This window comes from Caballeronia sp. KNU42, from assembly GCF_053760385.1.
The window spans coordinates 1,588,269-1,604,023 of record NZ_CM132388.1 but is presented as its reverse complement, the minus strand read 5'-3'; the positions used below and the strand labels follow the sequence as shown (position 1 = coordinate 1,604,023).

Sequence of the window (15,755 nt, the reverse complement as noted above, 5' to 3'; positions counted from 1 at the left end):
TTCATTTTCAGCCGGCGACAGACCAGGAGACTTCCCCATGAGCACACGCGCGTTGTTTCGCGAAGACGCCTATCTGACGCGTTGCGAGGCGTCGATCACCGCTATCGACGAGCTCGGTATCCATCTCGATCAAACCGTGTTTTATCCGCTGGGCGGCGGTCAGGCGGGAGATGCCGGATCGCTGACGCTTGCGGACGGCACGCGCATTGAAATAGCGGATACGCGCAAGGCAAAGTTCGAAGGCGCGACACCCGATGACGCCGTCCATGTGCCGGCGCCGGATCAGGAAGCGCTGCTCGCGAAGCTGAAAGTGGGCGATCGGGTGACGGCCGAGATCGATTGGGAACGGCGCTACCGGCACATGCGCCTGCACACGGCGACGCATCTGGTGTGCGCGGCATTGCCCTATCCTGTCGATGGCTGCAGCATCACCAGCGGTTATGCACGCATGGATTTCGCGACGGTCGAACCGATCGAACGCGAGGAGCTGGAAACGCGCTTGCGTGAGCTGATTGGCGGCGCACATCCGGTTGCGACCGAGTGGATCACCGACCAGGAAATGGAAGAGCGTCCTGAGCTGGTCCGGACGATGAGCGTAAAGCCGCCGGCCGGCATGGGGCGGGTGCGTTTGCTGCGTATCGAGGGTATCGATTTGCAGCCATGCGGCGGCACGCACGTGCGTAATACGAGCGAGATCGGTGAGCTGCGCATAGCGAAGGTGGAAAAGAAAAGCGCACGCACGCGGCGTCTCGTGATCGAGTTTGCATGATGCTCGACGCACGCGCTCAAGCGGTGCTCGACGCGTGGTTCGGAGCGCCGGATTCAGCGGAATTCGGCCATGCGCGCAAGGTTTGGTTCAAGAAGGACGCCAGGTTCGACGCCATGCTTCACGAGCGCTTCGGTACCTTGCTCGAGGAGGCACTGGAGGGCGGACTTGCATCGTGGTCCGAAACACCGCTCGGCACGTTGGCGTTGATCGTGCTGCTCGACCAGTTCACCCGCAATTGCTTTCGAAATACACCGCGAGCATTCGCCGGTGACAAGCAGGCGTTAAAGCTGGCGCGTACGTTAGTCGATACGCACGAAGAACGCACGTTGCCGACGATTCATCATCGCGCGTTCGTGTACCTGCCGTTCGAGCACGATGAGTCGCTGGCAAGCCAGCATGAATCTGTGCGTCTGCACCAAGCGCTCTTCGATGAAACCGGCGACGAGGACATCGAAGACAGGCTGAAATACGCGCATAGCCATGCTGAAGTGATCGAGCGTCTTGGCCGCTTTCCACATCGCAACGATATTCTCGGCCGCGAGTCGACGGCAGAAGAGCGCGCGTGGCTCAAGAAGAAGGGCGGCTTCTAACGTTCCAAACGTTCCAGCGTTTTAACGCCCGCCCGCCACATCGAGCAACGCGCCGGTGACATACGCCGACGCATCCGACAGCAGCCACACAATCGATTCCGCGACTTCTTCCGCCGTACCGGGCCGTCCCAGCGGCGCGAGCGCGCCCAACCGCGCTGCGCGATCGGGTGTGCCGCCGCTCGCGTGAATCTCAGTATCGATCAAACCAGGCCGTACGGCATTCACGCGCACGCCTTCCGGACCGAGTTCCTTCGCGAGGCCGATCGTCAGGGTATCGACGGCGCCTTTCGAACCCGCGTAATCCACGTACTCGTTCGGTGACCCGAGCCGCGCTGCCGCCGACGATACATTGACGATCGACCCGCCCCGTCCGCCACGTTTCGTCGACATGCGCCGCGCCGCTTCACGCGCGCAGAGATACGCGCCGAGCACGTTGGTATCGAAGACGCGTTTCATGCGCGCGATGTCCATGTCGGCCAGCGCCGAACCGGGCGCGACGATGCCCGCGTTGTTCACGAAACCATCAATCGGACCGAACGCGCGCACCGTTGCATCGAATAGGGCAATCACGTCGGCTTCTTCGCAGACATCGCCCTGAATCGCTATCGCGCGGCCACCGGCGGCTTCCACACGGGAGACGGTTTCATCGGCGGCGCTGCGGTTGGTCGCGTAATTCACGCCGATCGACCAGCCACGCGCGGCGCATAACAGCGCGGCGGCACGGCCGATTCCGCGGCTGCCGCCCGTGATCAACACTACCTTCGACATCGTCGAATTCTCCATTGAGATATCAAACCGCGTCGCGTTTCTCAGGCCAACGGTCGACCAGCGGCGGTTGATATGCCTTCAGCGATTCGATCAGCTTCACGGGATCGGCGTTGACTTGCAGCATGTCGAGGTACGGGGCGCGCATGAAGCCTTCTTCCACGGTATGGCGCAGCATCGCGAGCAGCGGATCGTAATACCCGTCCACGTTCAGCAACGCGACCGGCTTCTCGTGATACTTGAGCTGAGCCCACGTGTAGGTCTCGAACAGTTCTTCGAACGTGCCAACGCCACCGGGCATGGATACAAACGCATCCGAGAGATCAGCCATTTTCTTCTTGCGCTGATGCATGTCGGGGACCACATACAGTTCCGTCAGGCTCTTATGGCCGACTTCCTTGTTCATCAGCAATTCGGGGATCACGCCGATTGCGCGGCCACCGAGCGCCAGGACTTCATCGGCGATGATGCCCATCAACCCCACGCTCCCGCCGCCGTAGACCAGCGCGAGATCCGCTTCCACCAACGCGCGGCCGAACGCTTTTGCCGCTTCGGCATAGACCGGCCTGGCTCCATTGGCGGAGCCGCAATATACGCAGACTGCTTTCATCAATTAGGTTCCTTAGGGGCGCCGTCTTCCTTCGGCGCGCGGTAATCGGCAAAGACGCGTTCCGGCATTTTGCCCGATACGAGGTCATCAAAAATCTGCCGTGATCGCCCGCGCAGATACGGCGCCATCATCGAGATGATTTGCAGGCTCGCCTGATGCAATTCCGAGCGGATCGTTTCCTGCTCGTTGTATTTGCGCGGGTTCATGACGAACTGATACGACAGCCAGTAGGTTGCGATCACGCCCATGTTAGTCGCGATCACCTTGATTTCCGCGGGCGTCGCGACCATTTCGTGATCGGCTACAAGTGCGTCGCACAGTTGCTGGGCGAAGTTGACCTTATGCGTGATGATCTGTTTGAAATGCGTTTCCAGCGTGCGGTTGCGCGCGAGCAGATCGTTCAGGTCGCGATACAAAAACCGGTACTGCCACAGGAATTCCGCCATGTACTGCAGGTAGGACCACATCTCGTCAATGGTCGGACGATGGTCTTCCGGAAAGCGCAGCCGCTTTTCGATCAGCTGTTCGAACTGGGCGAAAATGCTGTTGATGATGTCGTCTTTGTTGCGGAAATGGTAGTACAGGTTACCTGGACTGATTTCCATCTCTTCGGCGATGGTGGTCGTCGTGACGTTCGGTTCCCCGATATCGTTGAACAGCTTCAGCGATAGTTCGAGAATCCGTTCACGGGTGCGGCGGGGAGGTTTGGCTTCCATGTCGTCCGGACCTGGTTGACCGGCTTCGGGTGAGCGCGGCCCGGTGGGGCCTGCGTGACGGCCTGAATGTAGCCTGAATGCAGCCCGATTGAAGGCGTCACGCACCCGGAAACGGTGGGTATCTTGGATATTGGGACGATTATAAACGGCTGAGAGGGGGCCGGGTCTGCGCGGGGTGCCGACAGGCCGCCGCGGCGCGCTTCGCGGATCGCTTATGTGAGTTCAAGCGCGGGTGCAGGGTGAACGCAGGGTTAATTCAAGCGCGTTTAAAACAGCATCAACGCCCAGCGCCACAGCAGCGGGCCGACTATCAGGCCCCATGTCAGCACGCACACGAGCAGGGCGACCATGACCGCCGCGCTGCCGAAATCCTTCGCCCGTTTGGACAGTTCGTGCCGCTCCAGCGAAATCCGGTCTATCGCCGCTTCCACGCTCGAATTGAGCAATTCCACCATCAGCACCAGCAGTACGGACGCCAGCAGCGCCGCCCGCTCCACTGGCGAGACCGGCACGAAGATGCCGCACGGCACCAGGATGGCGGCGAGCGTCAGCTCCTGGCGAAACGCGCTTTCTTCGCGAATCGCCACGCGAAAGCCGTTCAGCGAGTTTTTCATCGCGTGCCAGGCGCGAGTCAGTCCGCGGTTGCCCTTGTAGGGATTGAACGGCAACGGAGCGAGCGGATCATCGGCGCTCAAGGGTTCGCTCGGATGCGGCGTGGCCTCGATGTCGTCGTCTTCGTTGCTGAAGGGTTCCCGGTGTATCAAGAGCAGGGATTTAGCTTGCACTGAAGGTTTGGCTTTCACATTGCGCTTCTTTGAAACTTGCTGTGATTGGTCTGACGCACGCTGCGAGTCAGGCTCGTAGCCAGTTCGCGGGACACAGCGATTTCTCGCATGTCCGCTGTGCAGAAGTCAGCAAAGACGAGTCCGCCGGCGCCTTGTTGCAGTTGCGGGCGGCCACATCGCATTGTTTTCTTGCGCGGCCGGTGGGTCCCGAACCGCATAACCGCACAGCGCGCTTTGACACCCGCTGTGTTACGCCGGGAGCAACGCCGCGTTCAAGCGCGCCGTTGCTCTCGCGAGTGCCAGATTACGCCGTTGCTTGCTTTTGCGTCGCACCGCGCGTCGCGAGCGGCTTCAAATTCGCCGCGAATTGCTCCGATGCCGCGCGCCACGAGAACTTCTCCGCCCACGCGCGGGCATCGGCGCGTTGAATCTTCAGCGCCCGCAAGCACGCTTCGCGCAGGTCTTCGTCAAGCGCGCCAGGGCCATCGGTGCCGAGCACATCGATCGGACCCGTCACCGGGTACGCCGCGACCGGCGTGCCGCATGCCATGGCTTCGAGGAGCACGAGGCCGAAGGTATCGGTGCGGCTCGGGAACACGAATACATCGGCGGCGGCGTAGACCTTCGCCAGTTCTGCCTGCGACAACACGCCAAGATAGTTTGCGTTCGGATAGCGCGATTTCAGTTCGGCAAGCGCCGGTCCTTCGCCTGCGACCCACTTCGATCCGGGCAGATCGAGTTTCAAGAAAGCCTCGACGTTCTTCTCGACCGCCACGCGTCCCACATACAGAAAAATGGGCCGCGTCGTGTTCAGGACTTTCGAATCCATCGGTTGAAAGATATCCAGATCCACGCCGCGTGTCCACAAGACCACGTTCGTGAAACCGAATTTTTCGAGGTCATTTTTTACCACCGGCGTGGGCGCCATCACCGCTTGCGAGGGCTTGTGGAACCAGTGCAAGAACTTGTAGGTCGCCGCGAGCGGAATGTGAAACCGTGCCTGCACGTATTCAGGAAAGCGCGTGTGATACGCGGTCGTGAACGGCAGTTTGTTGCGTATGGCGAACGAGCGCGCGGCCATGCCGAGCGGACCTTCCGTCGCGATATGCAGCGCGTCCGGCGCGAATTCCTCGATGCGTTGCGCGACGCGGCGGCGCGGCAGCAGCGACAGGCGAATCTCGGGGTACGTCGGGCACGCGATGGTCCTGAATTCGAGCGGCGTCAGCAATTCCACGCGATGTCCCAGCGCAGTCAGTTCGCGGCTGGTGCTTTTCAATGTGCGCACGACGCCGTTGACTTGCGGTTCCCATGCGTCGGTAACGATCATGATTTTCATTCGATGGCCTCGGATAAATGAAAGCGCTCAGGATGATGCTCGGGCAGTCGATCAAGCAGTCGATCAGGCAGTTGCCCCGGCCTTTTGCGAATGGAGTTCAGGGGAGCGCATGACGGTCCAGTAGATGATCTTCAGCTCACCTTCAAACGTCTCGACGAGCGCAGACAGGCTTTCGACCCAGTCACCGTCGTTGCAGTACAGGACACCGTCGATATCGCGGATCTCCGCTTTATGGATGTGGCCGCACACAACGCCATCACAGCCGCGGCGGCGCGCTTCATCGGTCATTACATGCTCGAACTTCGAGATGAAGTTCACCGCGTTCTTGACCTGGTGCTTGAGGTATTGCGAGAGCGACCAGTAGTTCAGGCCGAAGCGGCTGCGCACCCGGTTGAACCAGCGGTTGAGCAGCAGGATCAGCGTGTAGAGCGTATCGCCGAGATAAGCGAGCCACTTGGCGTGCTGGATGACGCCGTCGAAGAGATCGCCATGCACGATCCACAGGCGCTTGCCCGCGAGCGTGGTATGGAAGGCTTCGCTACGCACGTGGATGTCGCCGAAAGCCAGGTCGCAGAACTGCCGCGCGGCTTCATCGTGATTGCCCGGGATGTAGACCACTTGCGTGCCTTTGCGGGCTTTGCGCAACACTTTCTGGATCACGTCGTTGTGCGCTTGCGGCCAGAACCAGCCTTTGCGCAATTGCCATCCATCGATGATGTCGCCGACCAGGTACAGGTACTCGGAATCGTTGTGGCGCAGAAAATCGAGGAGATAGTTCGCCTGACAGCCACCGGAGCCGAGATGGATATCGGACAGCCAGATGGTGCGGTAGCGATGGTCAGCGGGGTCGTCGTCGGGTCGGGAAGGGGGCTCGGAAATGCTCTGGGGAGTGAGGCTGGCGCTGGTGGCGTCAGGAGGATGGGACGGTGGCGCGACGTCGTTGCGAAACGCGATCGCTTCGGCATCGCGGAGGGTAATGCCTAGGAGGTGACTCGCAGACGATTTGGTGGCCATGGGCACGCGCAACGGGTTGCAGTGCGGCCATTGCGCCATGCTCGCGTGACGGAGCCATGACAGTCACGAAAACTTCTTATTACTAAGGGTTGCGATGAAAGTGGAGAGCGTGCTGTGAGGAAGGAAAAACGGCGCGAATTGCGGCTCTTCGATCTGTTTTGCAGGATAGGTATCGATCCAGCCCGGTTGGCTTTGAGGGCGCTTACGCCGCATTACAACACGCGGTGTTGCTGCGCGATTTTGTACCGCGATCATGTTCGCTCAGCCGGAAATTCCCCGACGGGCTATCGTTGCTGCAGAACCACGACCGCGAGAAAATCGCCATGAATTTTGACGTACGACAACATGCATAAATCGCCGATGACCGGATGCGAACCATCGCTGCAATTACACGGGAAGCCGACGGTCCTCATCGTGTTGGCATAGCCTATACTTTCGGATTTACGATGGAATCCTATGCAACTGGATAGTGGAACAGTGGGGCCGGCCGTTCGAATCTCGATGTGCAAGGTATGCAACGAACCGGCGCCTCTTTACGGCGTCACCGACTTCAACAAGAGTTGCGAAGAGCGGCGTGGCCGCTATCTGGCGCTCACGGGGGTGCCGGTCTATTACCACCGATGCGATGCCTGCGGTCTCATCTTCACGACTGCATTCGACCACTGGAGCAAGACCGACTACCTGCAGCACATTTATAACGACGACTACGTGCTGGTCGATCCTGATTACATTGATTCGCGTCCCGCAGGCAATGCCGCTTTCATTCTCGATTTCATCAAGAAAGGTCACGACTTGAGGTGCCTCGACTATGGCGGCGGCAATGGCAAGCTGACGTCGTTGTTGCGCGAGCGCGGGGTGGACGGGCACAGTTGGGACCCGATGGACGAAGAAGCAGTGCCACCCTCCGGTTCCTTCGATTTCATCAGCGCGTTCGAGGTCCTGGAGCACACGCCTGAACCGTTGGCAACGGCTCAGGAAGCGCTCGGGTTGTTGAACGAGCAGGGGGTGTTGTTGTTTTCCACGCTGACAATCGATCACGTGCCGCCAAGGGGGATGGACAACTGGTACATCGCACCTCGCAACGGCCACATCACGCTATACACGCGACGGTCATTGCAGACGATGTTTGCGGGATTGGGTTATCGGATCCATCACTTCAATGACAACCTGCATATGGCACTGAAGGACGCCCCGGAGTGGCTGAGCTAAGTTCGGGCATGATGATTCGGATGCCTGAGGTATGCCTGCGCCGCCATGAGCGATGATCGACCTGACGAACGCCGCGCAACGCCGGCCTAAGCCCGCGGCGGAACCACGCCAACGCCCACGATCCGCGTTCCGGCCAGCCGGTCGTGCAAGAACTGCCGCGCCGGATCGAGCCAGACCGCTGCGGCCCAGAGCGCGATCCACACGGTGCTCACCACGAGCGTAGCCGGAACGGAAAGCTTGAGCAGCGGATGCAATGCCAGCGGGGGCAAGAACCACAGCCACGCGAGCATATACCGCGCGATGGCGCGTGCGATCGAAACCGGCGCTCCGTGCGCATCGACCACTTTCAGCCGCCAGGTTTTCATGGGCAGGGTCTGCCCGCCATGGGTCCAGAAGTAGACGAAATAAACCGCGAGCACGAACCCGATCCAAGCCATCAAAATATTGTGGTGGGTGAGCCCGTTGCGTTGCTGGGTAAGTGTGCTGAACAAATATCCGGCGATAAAAACGATCCCGAACAGGATCACGCCTTCATAGAGCATCGTAGCCAGGCGGCGACGCAGCCTGGGCGCGGTGAATCCGGGAGACTCAATAGATTCCAGAGAGGATGCGCTCACTTTTGCCTAAGACCCGTTGAAAACGGACGGCGCCTGCTGCGGCGAAACCGGAATCGGCGTGGCCGGCACAAAACTGGCGGCGCTGGGAACAGCGGGTGCCGCAGGAGAAGCCGACGCGCCCATTCCAGCAGCAGCCTCGGAAGCACGTGCATGTTCCCGGTCAGTCATCAGCCGGTCGATATCCTTGACTTCCGTCTTGCCCGTAGGCGGTGCGCTGACCACAGTCGGCCGGCGAGGCCGTTCGGTGGCGGCGAGCTTTTTCTTCTGATCTTCCGGAAGCTTTTGATACGCATCCCAAGCACGTTCACGCTTCTCAACCGGCACTGACTTCGAAACCTGATAGTTTTCGCGCGCGACCTTGCGCTGATCCGGCGTCATGCGGATCCATTCGGTCATTCGCTCGTGAAGGCGCTTTTGTGCATCGGGCGACATCTTCTTGTATCGCGACGCTATCTTGATCCAATTGCGCTTGCGTTCCTCGCTGAACTGATCCCATTCCGTAGCAAACGGCGCGAGCGCGACCCGTTGAGCGTCGGTGAGCTTGGCCCAGGCCATGGGACTTGCGGGGGAGGAAAGCGAAGAAAGCGGTGACAGGACTTCGCCCGCGCTCGCCCCGGCGGGAGCGGCAGCAACGGGCACTGCCGAAGCGGACGAGTAGAAACGCGGATAAGTGGCCGCAAACGCGACAAGTCCCGCAATTGCGCATCCAAAGACAATCGCGAGGCCGCGCTTGTAACTCACCCGATAACTCCTGCGTTCTTTAATGATTGCGCGTCAGGTACGCGTTGAAACCGTGGTCGAGATAGGCGTCGAGCGGGAGATTGTCGCTGAGCATGGCCGCGTCGATATCGGCGAGTTCCGCGGTGCGCTGCTGGTCCTCCCAATAAGCGATGCCAGCCAGTCCGATCACGAGTGCGAGCAGCGGCCAGGCCAGCGCGAGGCGCGAGAAGCGGCCACGTTTACCCGCATGACCAGACCCCGCACCGTCCAGATGGACTGAACCGGCCGCGCCCGCTCCGGCGAGCGCAGGCGCGAACACCGGCGCCGCGACCGCGACTTTTTCCGGTTTCTTGCGTGCGATCGCCGTCCGGCGAGCCGCCGCCAGCTTGTCGAGCGAGGCGGCGGGCAGCGAATTGATATTTTCGTCGAGCGCGCGGCGTACCTTCAGCGCGAACTCGGTTTCCTTGTGATCGAGAGCGTTGCTCATAGCGTGATTCCTTTCGCCTTCAGCGCGTGTGCCAGCGCGTGCGTGGCCCGCGAGCAATGTGTTTTTACGCTGCCTTCAGAGCAGCCCATTGCAGCGGCGGTTTCGGCGACATCCATATCCTCCCAGTAACGCATGAGAAACGCTTCCCGTTGACGTGCTGGTAGTTTTTGGATCTCCGCGTCGATCAGGTTGAGCACCTGTTCACGCTCGAGCCGGCTCTCGCCGCTTTCCGCACCGACCGTCCCATCCTGCGAATCGAAGGTCTCCAGGGGGTCGAATTCGTCGTCATCAGCGTTGCCGAACGACGAAAACAGGCTTACCCACGTATTGCGGACCTTCTGGCGCCGGAAATAGTCGTGCGTTGCATTCTGCAGGATACGCTGAAACAAAAGGGGCAATTCGGGCGGAGGCCGGTCGCCGTATTTTTCGGCGAGCTTGATCATCGCATCCTGAACGATGTCGAGCGCCGCATCGTCGTCGCGTACGGTGTACACCGTCTGCTTAAACGCGCGTCTTTCGACGCCCGCCAGAAAATCGGCGAGTTCCTTGTCTGATGCCATCCGTGAGGCCCGGCGCAACGAGCGTGCGTCGATAAGGGTTGGTGAGAGGTTTAAAACCTGCGGATGCTAGCAAACTTTTGCGTCAACAGCGAGGAAATGCGCCGCCGTTACAGCCTGAAACACTCCAATTTCTCGATAATTTCGGACAAATCCGAGCCTCTGAAGGCCAGTTCCAGCCCAAATCTGATGGTATCGCGCAATATTTCCTTGACGAACTTTATGGCCTCGGGCTATCGTTTCCGACTCGCATCATAAAGTGAACTGTCTCTTTGAGGCGAGCCCAAGAAGCCCGCTTCCCATTTAGACGCGCCGCTTGAACCCGAGCCATAAGCCCGGCAGAGAGCACCCAATCAATTTTTTGCCGAAAATTCGAAAGGTGAATGTATGAATATGCCCAGCGCGGAATTCTCCACGTCGGATACGACTCCCCCCCTCGAAGCTGAATCCATTGGCGGCACCGTGCTCATGCGCGCGCTCGCTGACGAAAAAGTCGAGTTCATTTGGGGCTATCCCGGCGGCTCGGTACTCTATATCTACGACGAGCTGTACAAGCAGGACGAGATCCAGCACATTCTCGTGCGCCACGAACAGGCCGCGGTTCATGCCGCCGATGCCTACGCGCGCTCCACGGGTAATGTCGGCGTGGCGCTTGTCACCTCCGGCCCCGGCGTCACCAATGCGGTGACGGGCATTGCTACCGCCTACATGGATTCCATTCCGCTCGTGATCATCAGCGGCCAGGTTCCGACGGCGGCAATTGGCCAGGATGCTTTCCAGGAGTGCGACACGGTCGGCATCACGCGTCCCTGCGTTAAACACAATTTCCTCGTCAAAGACGTGCGCGATCTCGCTGCGACCGTCAAGAAAGCGTTTTTTATCGCCAGAACGGGACGTCCCGGCCCGGTGCTGATCGACATTCCGAAAGACGTGTCGAAGACGCCGTGCAAGTACGAACCGCTTAAATCCGTCTCACTGCGTTCCTATAATCCGGTAACCAAAGGCCATTCAGGCCAGATCCGCAAGGCCGTGCAGCTTTTGCTGTCGGCGAAGCGTCCGTACATTTACACGGGCGGCGGCATCATCCTGGCGAATGCGGCGCGTGAACTGAATCAGTTCGCCGACCTGCTCGGTTATCCGGTGACGAATACGCTGATGGGTCTCGGCGGTTATCGCGCGGACAACAAGAAATTCCTCGGCATGCTCGGCATGCACGGCACGTACGAAGCCAACATGGCCATGCAGCACTGCGACGTGCTGATCGCGATCGGCGCACGTTTCGATGACCGCGTGATCGGCGATCCGGAACATTTCGCGTCGCATGCGAAGAAGATCATTCACATCGATATCGATCCGTCGTCCATTTCCAAGCGCGTGAAAGTCGATATCCCTATCGTCGGCGACGTGAAGGAAGTGCTGAAGGAGCTGATCGAACAGTTGCAGACGGCCGATCATGGTCCGGACACGGCGGCTTTGGCCGACTGGTGGAAGGACATCGAGGCATGGCGTTCGAAGGACTGCCTCAAGTTCGACCGCGCAAGCGAAATCATCAAGCCGCAGTACGTGGTCGAAAAGGCGTGGGAACTGACCGACGGCGAAGCATTCGTCTGCTCGGACGTTGGCCAGCATCAAATGTGGGCGGCGCAGTTCTACCGCTTCAACAAGCCTCGTCGATGGATCAATTCGGGTGGTCTCGGCACCATGGGCTTCGGCCTGCCGGCGGCCATGGGCGTGAAGATGGCGCATCCGGACGACGAGGTGCTGTGCATTACGGGCGAAGGCTCGATCCAGATGTGCATCCAGGAATTGTCGACGTGCAAGCAGTACAACACGCCGGTCAAGATCATCTCGCTGAACAACCGCTATCTCGGCATGGTTCGCCAGTGGCAGCAGATCGAATACAAGAAGCGCTACTCCAGTTCGTACATGGACGCGCTGCCTGACTTCGTGAAGCTGGCTGAGGCTTATGGTCACGTGGGCATGCGCATTGAACACACGCGTGACGTCGAGCCGGCGTTGAAAGAAGCACTGCGCCTGAAGGATCGCACGGTGTTCCTCGACTTCCAGACAGATCCCACCGAAAACGTATTTCCGATGGTCCAGGCAGGCAAGGGCATCACGGAAATGCTGCTCGGATCGGAAGATCTATAACGGCTGTTTTCCCCTAGCGCGGCTCGCGCGCGCCCGTCTTCACAAAAGACGATCGCGGCGCGCGGGTTTGATGGAATACGCGCGGGAACACGCTCATTCACTGGATAAATTAGGAACGCAACTATCATGAGACACATTATTTCCGTGCTGCTGGAAAACGAACCGGGCGCGTTATCGCGTGTCGTCGGGCTCTTTTCCGCGCGTGGCTACAACATTGAAACCTTGACGGTGGCGCCGACCGAAGACAGTTCGCTGTCGCGGCTGACCATCGTTTCCATTGGCTCGGATGACGTGATCGAACAGATCACAAAGCACTTGAACCGCCTTATCGAGGTGGTGAAAGTGGTCGACCTGACAGAGGGCGCCCACATTGAGCGCGAGCTGATGCTGATCAAGGTGAGAGCGGTCGGTAAGGAACGGGAAGAGATGAAACGGATGGCGGACATCTTCCGCGGCCGCATCATCGACGTCACCGAAAAAAGCTACACGATGGAACTGACGGGCGCGAGCGAGAAACTCGACGCTTTTATTCAGGGGCTGGACGCCACGGCGATTCTCGAAACCGTGCGCACTGGCAGTTCCGGCATTGGCCGGGGCGAGCGAATCCTGAAGGTCTGAGAGCGGCTGAACAAAGCGCACGTTATTTAGCACCCAATTTCACAAATCATATTCAAAGCAAAGGAACCACCATGAAAGTTTTCTACGACAAAGACGCCGACCTCTCCCTCATCAAGGGCAAGCAAGTCACGATCATCGGTTATGGCTCGCAAGGCCATGCACACGCGCTGAACCTGAAGGAAAGCGGCGTGAACGTGACGGTCGGTCTGCGCAAGAACGGCGCATCGTGGAGCAAGGCTGAGAAGGCCGGCCTGAAGGTCAAGGAAGTGGCCGAAGCCGTGAAGGGCGCGGACGTGGTCATGATGCTGCTGCCGGACGAGCAGATCGCCGAAGTCTACAAGAACGAAGTGCACGACAACGCCAAGGAAGGCGCTGCACTGGCGTTCGCGCACGGTTTCAACGTGCATTACGGTCAGGTCATCCCGCGTGCCGACCTCGACGTGATCATGATCGCCCCGAAGGCGCCGGGCCATACGGTTCGCAGCACGTACTCGCAAGGCGGTGGCGTTCCCCACCTGATCGCCGTGGCGCAAGACAAGTCGGGCGCAGCACGCGACGTCGCTTTGTCGTATGCGGCAGCTAACGGCGGCGGCCGTGCCGGCATTATCGAAACGAACTTCCGCGAAGAAACGGAAACCGACCTGTTCGGCGAGCAAGCTGTGCTGTGCGGCGGTACGGTCGACCTGATCAAGGCCGGCTTCGAAACGCTGGTGGAAGCAGGTTACGCGCCGGAAATGGCGTACTTCGAATGCCTGCACGAACTGAAGCTGATCGTCGACCTGATCTATGAAGGCGGCATCGCCAACATGAACTACTCGATCTCGAACAACGCCGAATACGGCGAATATGTGACGGGTCCGAAGATCGTGACGTCGGAAACGAAGAAGGCAATGAAGCAAGTGCTGACGGACATCCAGACGGGCGAGTACGCGAAGAGCTTCATCATCGAAAATCGCGCTGGCGCGCCGACGCTGCAATCGCGTCGCCGCCTGACCGCTGAGCACCAGATCGAAACGGTTGGCGCCAAGCTGCGCGCCATGATGCCGTGGATCGCTGCAAACAAGCTGGTTGACCAGTCCAAAAACTAAGCAGCCGAAGAACTAAGCAGCCGAAGAACTAAGCAGCCGTAGAACTAAAAAAGCTGAACGACCGGCCTTGTGCGCCGGTCCTAGTGAAGACCGCAAGCCGTCCGGTGTCGCTTGGCGCCGGACGGCTTTTGCTATCCTACGGTTTTACTAAAAATATAGAACTCGTTCATGAACTATCCACATCCGATCATCGCGCGTGAAGGCTGGCCGTTTATTGCCATTGCGGCTGTCATTGCCGTGTTGATCCAGGCCATCGGCGGCTTTGCGTTTGCCTGGCCGTTCTGGCTTTTGACGATCTTCGTCGTCCAGTTTTTCCGTGACCCCGCCCGGCCGATTCCGGTTCAGGCAAACGCCGTGTTGTGTCCCGCCGACGGCCGTATCGTCGCTGTGGAGACCGCGCACGACCCTTACGCGGGCCGCGAAGCGCTGAAGATCAGCGTGTTCATGAACGTGTTCAATGTCCATTCGCAACGATCGCCGGTCGATGGCGCGATCAGCAAGGTGCAGTACTTTCCGGGTTCCTTTCTCAATGCCGCTGTCGACAAGGCATCGACCGAGAACGAACGCAATGCGATCGTGATCCAGACGGGAGCAGGGCACACGGTGACTTCCGTGCAGATCGCCGGGCTGATTGCGCGGCGCATTTTGTGCTATGTCCATGTGGGCGAGCCCCTTAATCGTGGCCAGCGTTATGGCTTTATCCGCTTCGGATCGCGAGTCGATGTGTATTTGCCGGTGGGCAGCCGTCCGCGGGTGGCGATTGGCGAGAAAGTGTCGGCGTCGTCTACCATCCTTGCCGAGTTCGCAGAGTAAATAAGCGGTAAAACCAGGCTGCACAACGGAGGACTCGATGGCGGCACTCAAACCGCGCCGGACGCGAAGCACCACAACACCCCCGCGGGCGTTTCGCCGCAACAAGTCGGCGCAGGATATCGGCGTGCTGGAAACGCGGCGTGCGAAGCGGCAACAGTTCTTGAGGAAGCGCGGCATTTACCTGCTGCCCAACGCGTTCACCACGGCCGCGTTGTTCTGCGGCTTTTTCGCGGTGGTTCAGGCCATGAACGTACGCTTCGAGATCGCGGCTATCGCGATCTTCGTGGCCATGGTGCTGGATGGCATGGACGGCCGGGTCGCCCGCATGACGCATACGCAGAGCGCGTTCGGCGAGCAGTTCGACAGTCTCTCCGACATGGTCTCGTTCGGCGTGGCGCCCGCGCTGGTGATGTACGAATGGATCCTGAAGGACCTGGGCCGCTGGGGCTGGCTCGCGGCATTTGTCTACTGCTCGGGCGCGGCATTGCGTCTCGCGCGCTTTAATACGAACGTAGGCGTAGTCGATAAACGCTATTTCCAGGGCCTGCCGAGCCCGGCGGCGGCGGCGTTGATCGCGGGTTTTGTGTGGCTCGCCACCGATAACCGCGTGCCGCTGAAGCTGGTCTGGCTGCCGTGGGTGGCGTTTGCGCTGACTATCTATGCCGGTGTCACGATGGTGTCAAACGCGCCGTTCTACAGCGGCAAGGCGCTCGATGTGCGTTTCCGCGTCCCGTTCGCCGGCGTGCTGCTGGTGGTGGTGGCGTTTGTGCTGGTATCGTCGGATCCGCCTCTGATGCTGTTCGGCTTGTTCGTCTTGTACGGTTTCTCCGGTTACGCGTGGTGGGGCTACATGGCCGTGCGCGGCCGGCCGAATCCGGCCAGGTCGTCTGAAAAAGCGCATTGAAAGAAC

19 protein-coding genes are annotated in these 15,755 nt (G+C 59.7%); 8 read left to right on the top strand and 11 right to left on the bottom strand.

What is annotated here, in order from left to right; all coding sequences use genetic code 11:
* The first annotated feature begins 37 nt into the window (after window positions 1-37).
* Together ACSOSP_RS07135 and ACSOSP_RS07130 are read left to right on the top strand one after the other, a co-directional pair.
* Window positions 38-769, top strand: a complete 732-nt coding sequence (locus ACSOSP_RS07135) for an alanyl-tRNA editing protein (RefSeq protein WP_455310313.1) — start codon at window positions 38-40, stop codon at window positions 767-769.
* On the top strand, window positions 766-1,359 hold the full coding sequence (locus ACSOSP_RS07130; protein WP_455310312.1) for a DUF924 family protein: 594 nt from the start codon (window positions 766-768) through the stop codon (window positions 1,357-1,359). Before ACSOSP_RS07135 ends, ACSOSP_RS07130 begins: the two co-directional genes overlap by 4 nt.
* 21 nt (window positions 1,360-1,380) lie before the next feature.
* On the opposite strand, the gene ACSOSP_RS07125 is transcribed toward ACSOSP_RS07130, so the two are convergent.
* From ACSOSP_RS07125 to ACSOSP_RS07095, 7 genes are all read right to left on the bottom strand, one after another.
* On the bottom strand, window positions 1,381-2,127 hold the full coding sequence (locus tag ACSOSP_RS07125; RefSeq protein WP_455310311.1) for an SDR family oxidoreductase: 747 nt from the start codon (window positions 2,125-2,127) through the stop codon (window positions 1,381-1,383).
* Window positions 2,128-2,149: 22 nt separating this feature from the next.
* Entirely contained in the window at window positions 2,150-2,734 is a 585-nt protein-coding gene (locus tag ACSOSP_RS07120; protein ID WP_031360644.1) for an LOG family protein, read from the bottom strand.
* The gene (locus ACSOSP_RS07115) at window positions 2,734-3,450 is read right to left on the bottom strand and encodes a TetR/AcrR family transcriptional regulator (protein WP_455310310.1); all 717 of its coding nucleotides are present in this window, start codon (window positions 3,448-3,450) and stop codon (window positions 2,734-2,736) included. The genes ACSOSP_RS07120 and ACSOSP_RS07115 overlap by 1 nt, the downstream gene beginning before the upstream one ends.
* A gap of 266 nt (window positions 3,451-3,716) precedes the next feature.
* Window positions 3,717-4,214: a diacylglycerol kinase gene (locus ACSOSP_RS07110; RefSeq protein WP_075583369.1), complete on the bottom strand. Its 498-nt coding sequence runs from the start codon at window positions 4,212-4,214 to the stop codon at window positions 3,717-3,719.
* A gap of 325 nt (window positions 4,215-4,539) precedes the next feature.
* On the bottom strand, window positions 4,540-5,571 hold the full coding sequence (locus tag ACSOSP_RS07105) for a glycosyltransferase family 4 protein (protein WP_455310309.1): 1,032 nt from the start codon (window positions 5,569-5,571) through the stop codon (window positions 4,540-4,542).
* 63 nt (window positions 5,572-5,634) lie between these two features.
* Window positions 5,635-6,525, bottom strand: coding sequence for a UDP-2,3-diacylglucosamine diphosphatase (locus tag ACSOSP_RS07100; protein ID WP_455310872.1), 891 nt, complete (start codon window positions 6,523-6,525; stop codon window positions 5,635-5,637).
* A 123-nt stretch (window positions 6,526-6,648) separates the two neighbouring features.
* A complete protein-coding gene (locus tag ACSOSP_RS07095; protein ID WP_455310308.1) occupies window positions 6,649-6,840 on the bottom strand; it encodes a hypothetical protein in 192 nt (63 codons plus the stop codon).
* Window positions 6,841-7,086: 246 nt separating this feature from the next.
* Between ACSOSP_RS07095 and ACSOSP_RS07090 the strand changes: the two genes are divergently transcribed.
* Window positions 7,087-7,794, top strand: coding sequence for a class I SAM-dependent methyltransferase (locus ACSOSP_RS07090; RefSeq protein WP_455310307.1), 708 nt, complete (start codon window positions 7,087-7,089; stop codon window positions 7,792-7,794).
* Window positions 7,795-7,880: 86 nt separating this feature from the next.
* Here ACSOSP_RS07090 and ACSOSP_RS07085 read toward each other — a convergent pair whose 3' ends face one another.
* From ACSOSP_RS07085 to ACSOSP_RS07070, 4 genes are read right to left on the bottom strand one after another with little or no spacing between them, the layout of a single operon-like run.
* Window positions 7,881-8,411, bottom strand: a complete 531-nt coding sequence (locus ACSOSP_RS07085) for an RDD family protein (RefSeq protein WP_455310306.1) — start codon at window positions 8,409-8,411, stop codon at window positions 7,881-7,883.
* 6 nt (window positions 8,412-8,417) lie between these two features.
* Window positions 8,418-9,152, bottom strand: coding sequence for a DUF3106 domain-containing protein (locus ACSOSP_RS07080; RefSeq protein WP_455310305.1), 735 nt, complete (start codon window positions 9,150-9,152; stop codon window positions 8,418-8,420).
* 19 nt (window positions 9,153-9,171) lie between these two features.
* Complete coding sequence (locus tag ACSOSP_RS07075) at window positions 9,172-9,618, bottom strand: DUF3619 family protein (RefSeq protein WP_455310304.1); 447 nt, start codon at window positions 9,616-9,618, stop codon at window positions 9,172-9,174.
* Entirely contained in the window at window positions 9,615-10,178 is a 564-nt protein-coding gene (locus tag ACSOSP_RS07070) for an RNA polymerase sigma factor (protein WP_031360653.1), read from the bottom strand. Before ACSOSP_RS07070 ends, ACSOSP_RS07075 begins: the two co-directional genes overlap by 4 nt.
* Before the next feature lie 384 nt (window positions 10,179-10,562).
* Here ACSOSP_RS07070 and ACSOSP_RS07065 point away from each other — a divergent pair, with 384 nt between their 5' ends.
* The 5 genes from ACSOSP_RS07065 (at window position 10,563) to pssA (ending at window position 15,749) form a co-directional block, all read left to right on the top strand.
* Window positions 10,563-12,326 (top strand): acetolactate synthase 3 catalytic subunit, encoded by a 1,764-nt coding sequence (locus tag ACSOSP_RS07065; RefSeq protein ID WP_455310302.1) that lies wholly within the window; start codon window positions 10,563-10,565, stop codon window positions 12,324-12,326.
* Window positions 12,327-12,452: 126 nt separating this feature from the next.
* Window positions 12,453-12,944, top strand: a complete 492-nt coding sequence (gene ilvN / locus ACSOSP_RS07060) for an acetolactate synthase small subunit (RefSeq protein WP_031360655.1) — start codon at window positions 12,453-12,455, stop codon at window positions 12,942-12,944.
* Between the two features lie 71 nt (window positions 12,945-13,015).
* Window positions 13,016-14,032, top strand: a complete 1,017-nt coding sequence (gene ilvC / locus ACSOSP_RS07055; RefSeq protein ID WP_455310301.1) for a ketol-acid reductoisomerase — start codon at window positions 13,016-13,018, stop codon at window positions 14,030-14,032.
* A 168-nt stretch (window positions 14,033-14,200) separates the two neighbouring features.
* Entirely contained in the window at window positions 14,201-14,845 is a 645-nt protein-coding gene (locus tag ACSOSP_RS07050) for a phosphatidylserine decarboxylase (RefSeq protein ID WP_455310300.1), read from the top strand.
* Window positions 14,846-14,882: 37 nt separating this feature from the next.
* Window positions 14,883-15,749, top strand: a complete 867-nt coding sequence (pssA, locus tag ACSOSP_RS07045; protein WP_455310298.1) for a CDP-diacylglycerol--serine O-phosphatidyltransferase — start codon at window positions 14,883-14,885, stop codon at window positions 15,747-15,749.
* The last annotated feature ends 6 nt before the right edge of the window (window positions 15,750-15,755 follow it).

What these genes read in the sequence shown, in the direction of transcription:
- ACSOSP_RS07135 (WP_455310313.1), top strand. Translation starts at nt 38, where the DNA reads ATGAGCACACGCGCGTTGTTTCGCGAAGACGCCTATCTGACGCGTTGC.
- ACSOSP_RS07130 (WP_455310312.1), top strand. Translation starts at nt 766, where the DNA reads ATGATGCTCGACGCACGCGCTCAAGCGGTGCTCGACGCGTGGTTCGGA.
- ACSOSP_RS07125 (WP_455310311.1), bottom strand. Translation starts at nt 2,127, where the DNA reads ATGTCGAAGGTAGTGTTGATCACGGGCGGCAGCCGCGGAATCGGCCGT.
- ACSOSP_RS07120 (WP_031360644.1), bottom strand. Translation starts at nt 2,734, where the DNA reads ATGAAAGCAGTCTGCGTATATTGCGGCTCCGCCAATGGAGCCAGGCCG.
- ACSOSP_RS07115 (WP_455310310.1), bottom strand. Translation starts at nt 3,450, where the DNA reads ATGGAAGCCAAACCTCCCCGCCGCACCCGTGAACGGATTCTCGAACTA.
- ACSOSP_RS07105 (WP_455310309.1), bottom strand. Translation starts at nt 5,571, where the DNA reads ATGAAAATCATGATCGTTACCGACGCATGGGAACCGCAAGTCAACGGC.
- ACSOSP_RS07095 (WP_455310308.1), bottom strand. Translation starts at nt 6,840, where the DNA reads ATGATCGCGGTACAAAATCGCGCAGCAACACCGCGTGTTGTAATGCGG.
- ACSOSP_RS07090 (WP_455310307.1), top strand. Translation starts at nt 7,087, where the DNA reads ATGTGCAAGGTATGCAACGAACCGGCGCCTCTTTACGGCGTCACCGAC.
- ACSOSP_RS07075 (WP_455310304.1), bottom strand. Translation starts at nt 9,618, where the DNA reads ATGAGCAACGCTCTCGATCACAAGGAAACCGAGTTCGCGCTGAAGGTA.
- ACSOSP_RS07070 (WP_031360653.1), bottom strand. Translation starts at nt 10,178, where the DNA reads ATGGCATCAGACAAGGAACTCGCCGATTTTCTGGCGGGCGTCGAAAGA.
- ACSOSP_RS07065 (WP_455310302.1), top strand. Translation starts at nt 10,563, where the DNA reads ATGAATATGCCCAGCGCGGAATTCTCCACGTCGGATACGACTCCCCCC.
- ilvN (WP_031360655.1), top strand. Translation starts at nt 12,453, where the DNA reads ATGAGACACATTATTTCCGTGCTGCTGGAAAACGAACCGGGCGCGTTA.
- ilvC (WP_455310301.1), top strand. Translation starts at nt 13,016, where the DNA reads ATGAAAGTTTTCTACGACAAAGACGCCGACCTCTCCCTCATCAAGGGC.
- ACSOSP_RS07050 (WP_455310300.1), top strand. Translation starts at nt 14,201, where the DNA reads ATGAACTATCCACATCCGATCATCGCGCGTGAAGGCTGGCCGTTTATT.
- pssA (WP_455310298.1), top strand. Translation starts at nt 14,883, where the DNA reads ATGGCGGCACTCAAACCGCGCCGGACGCGAAGCACCACAACACCCCCG.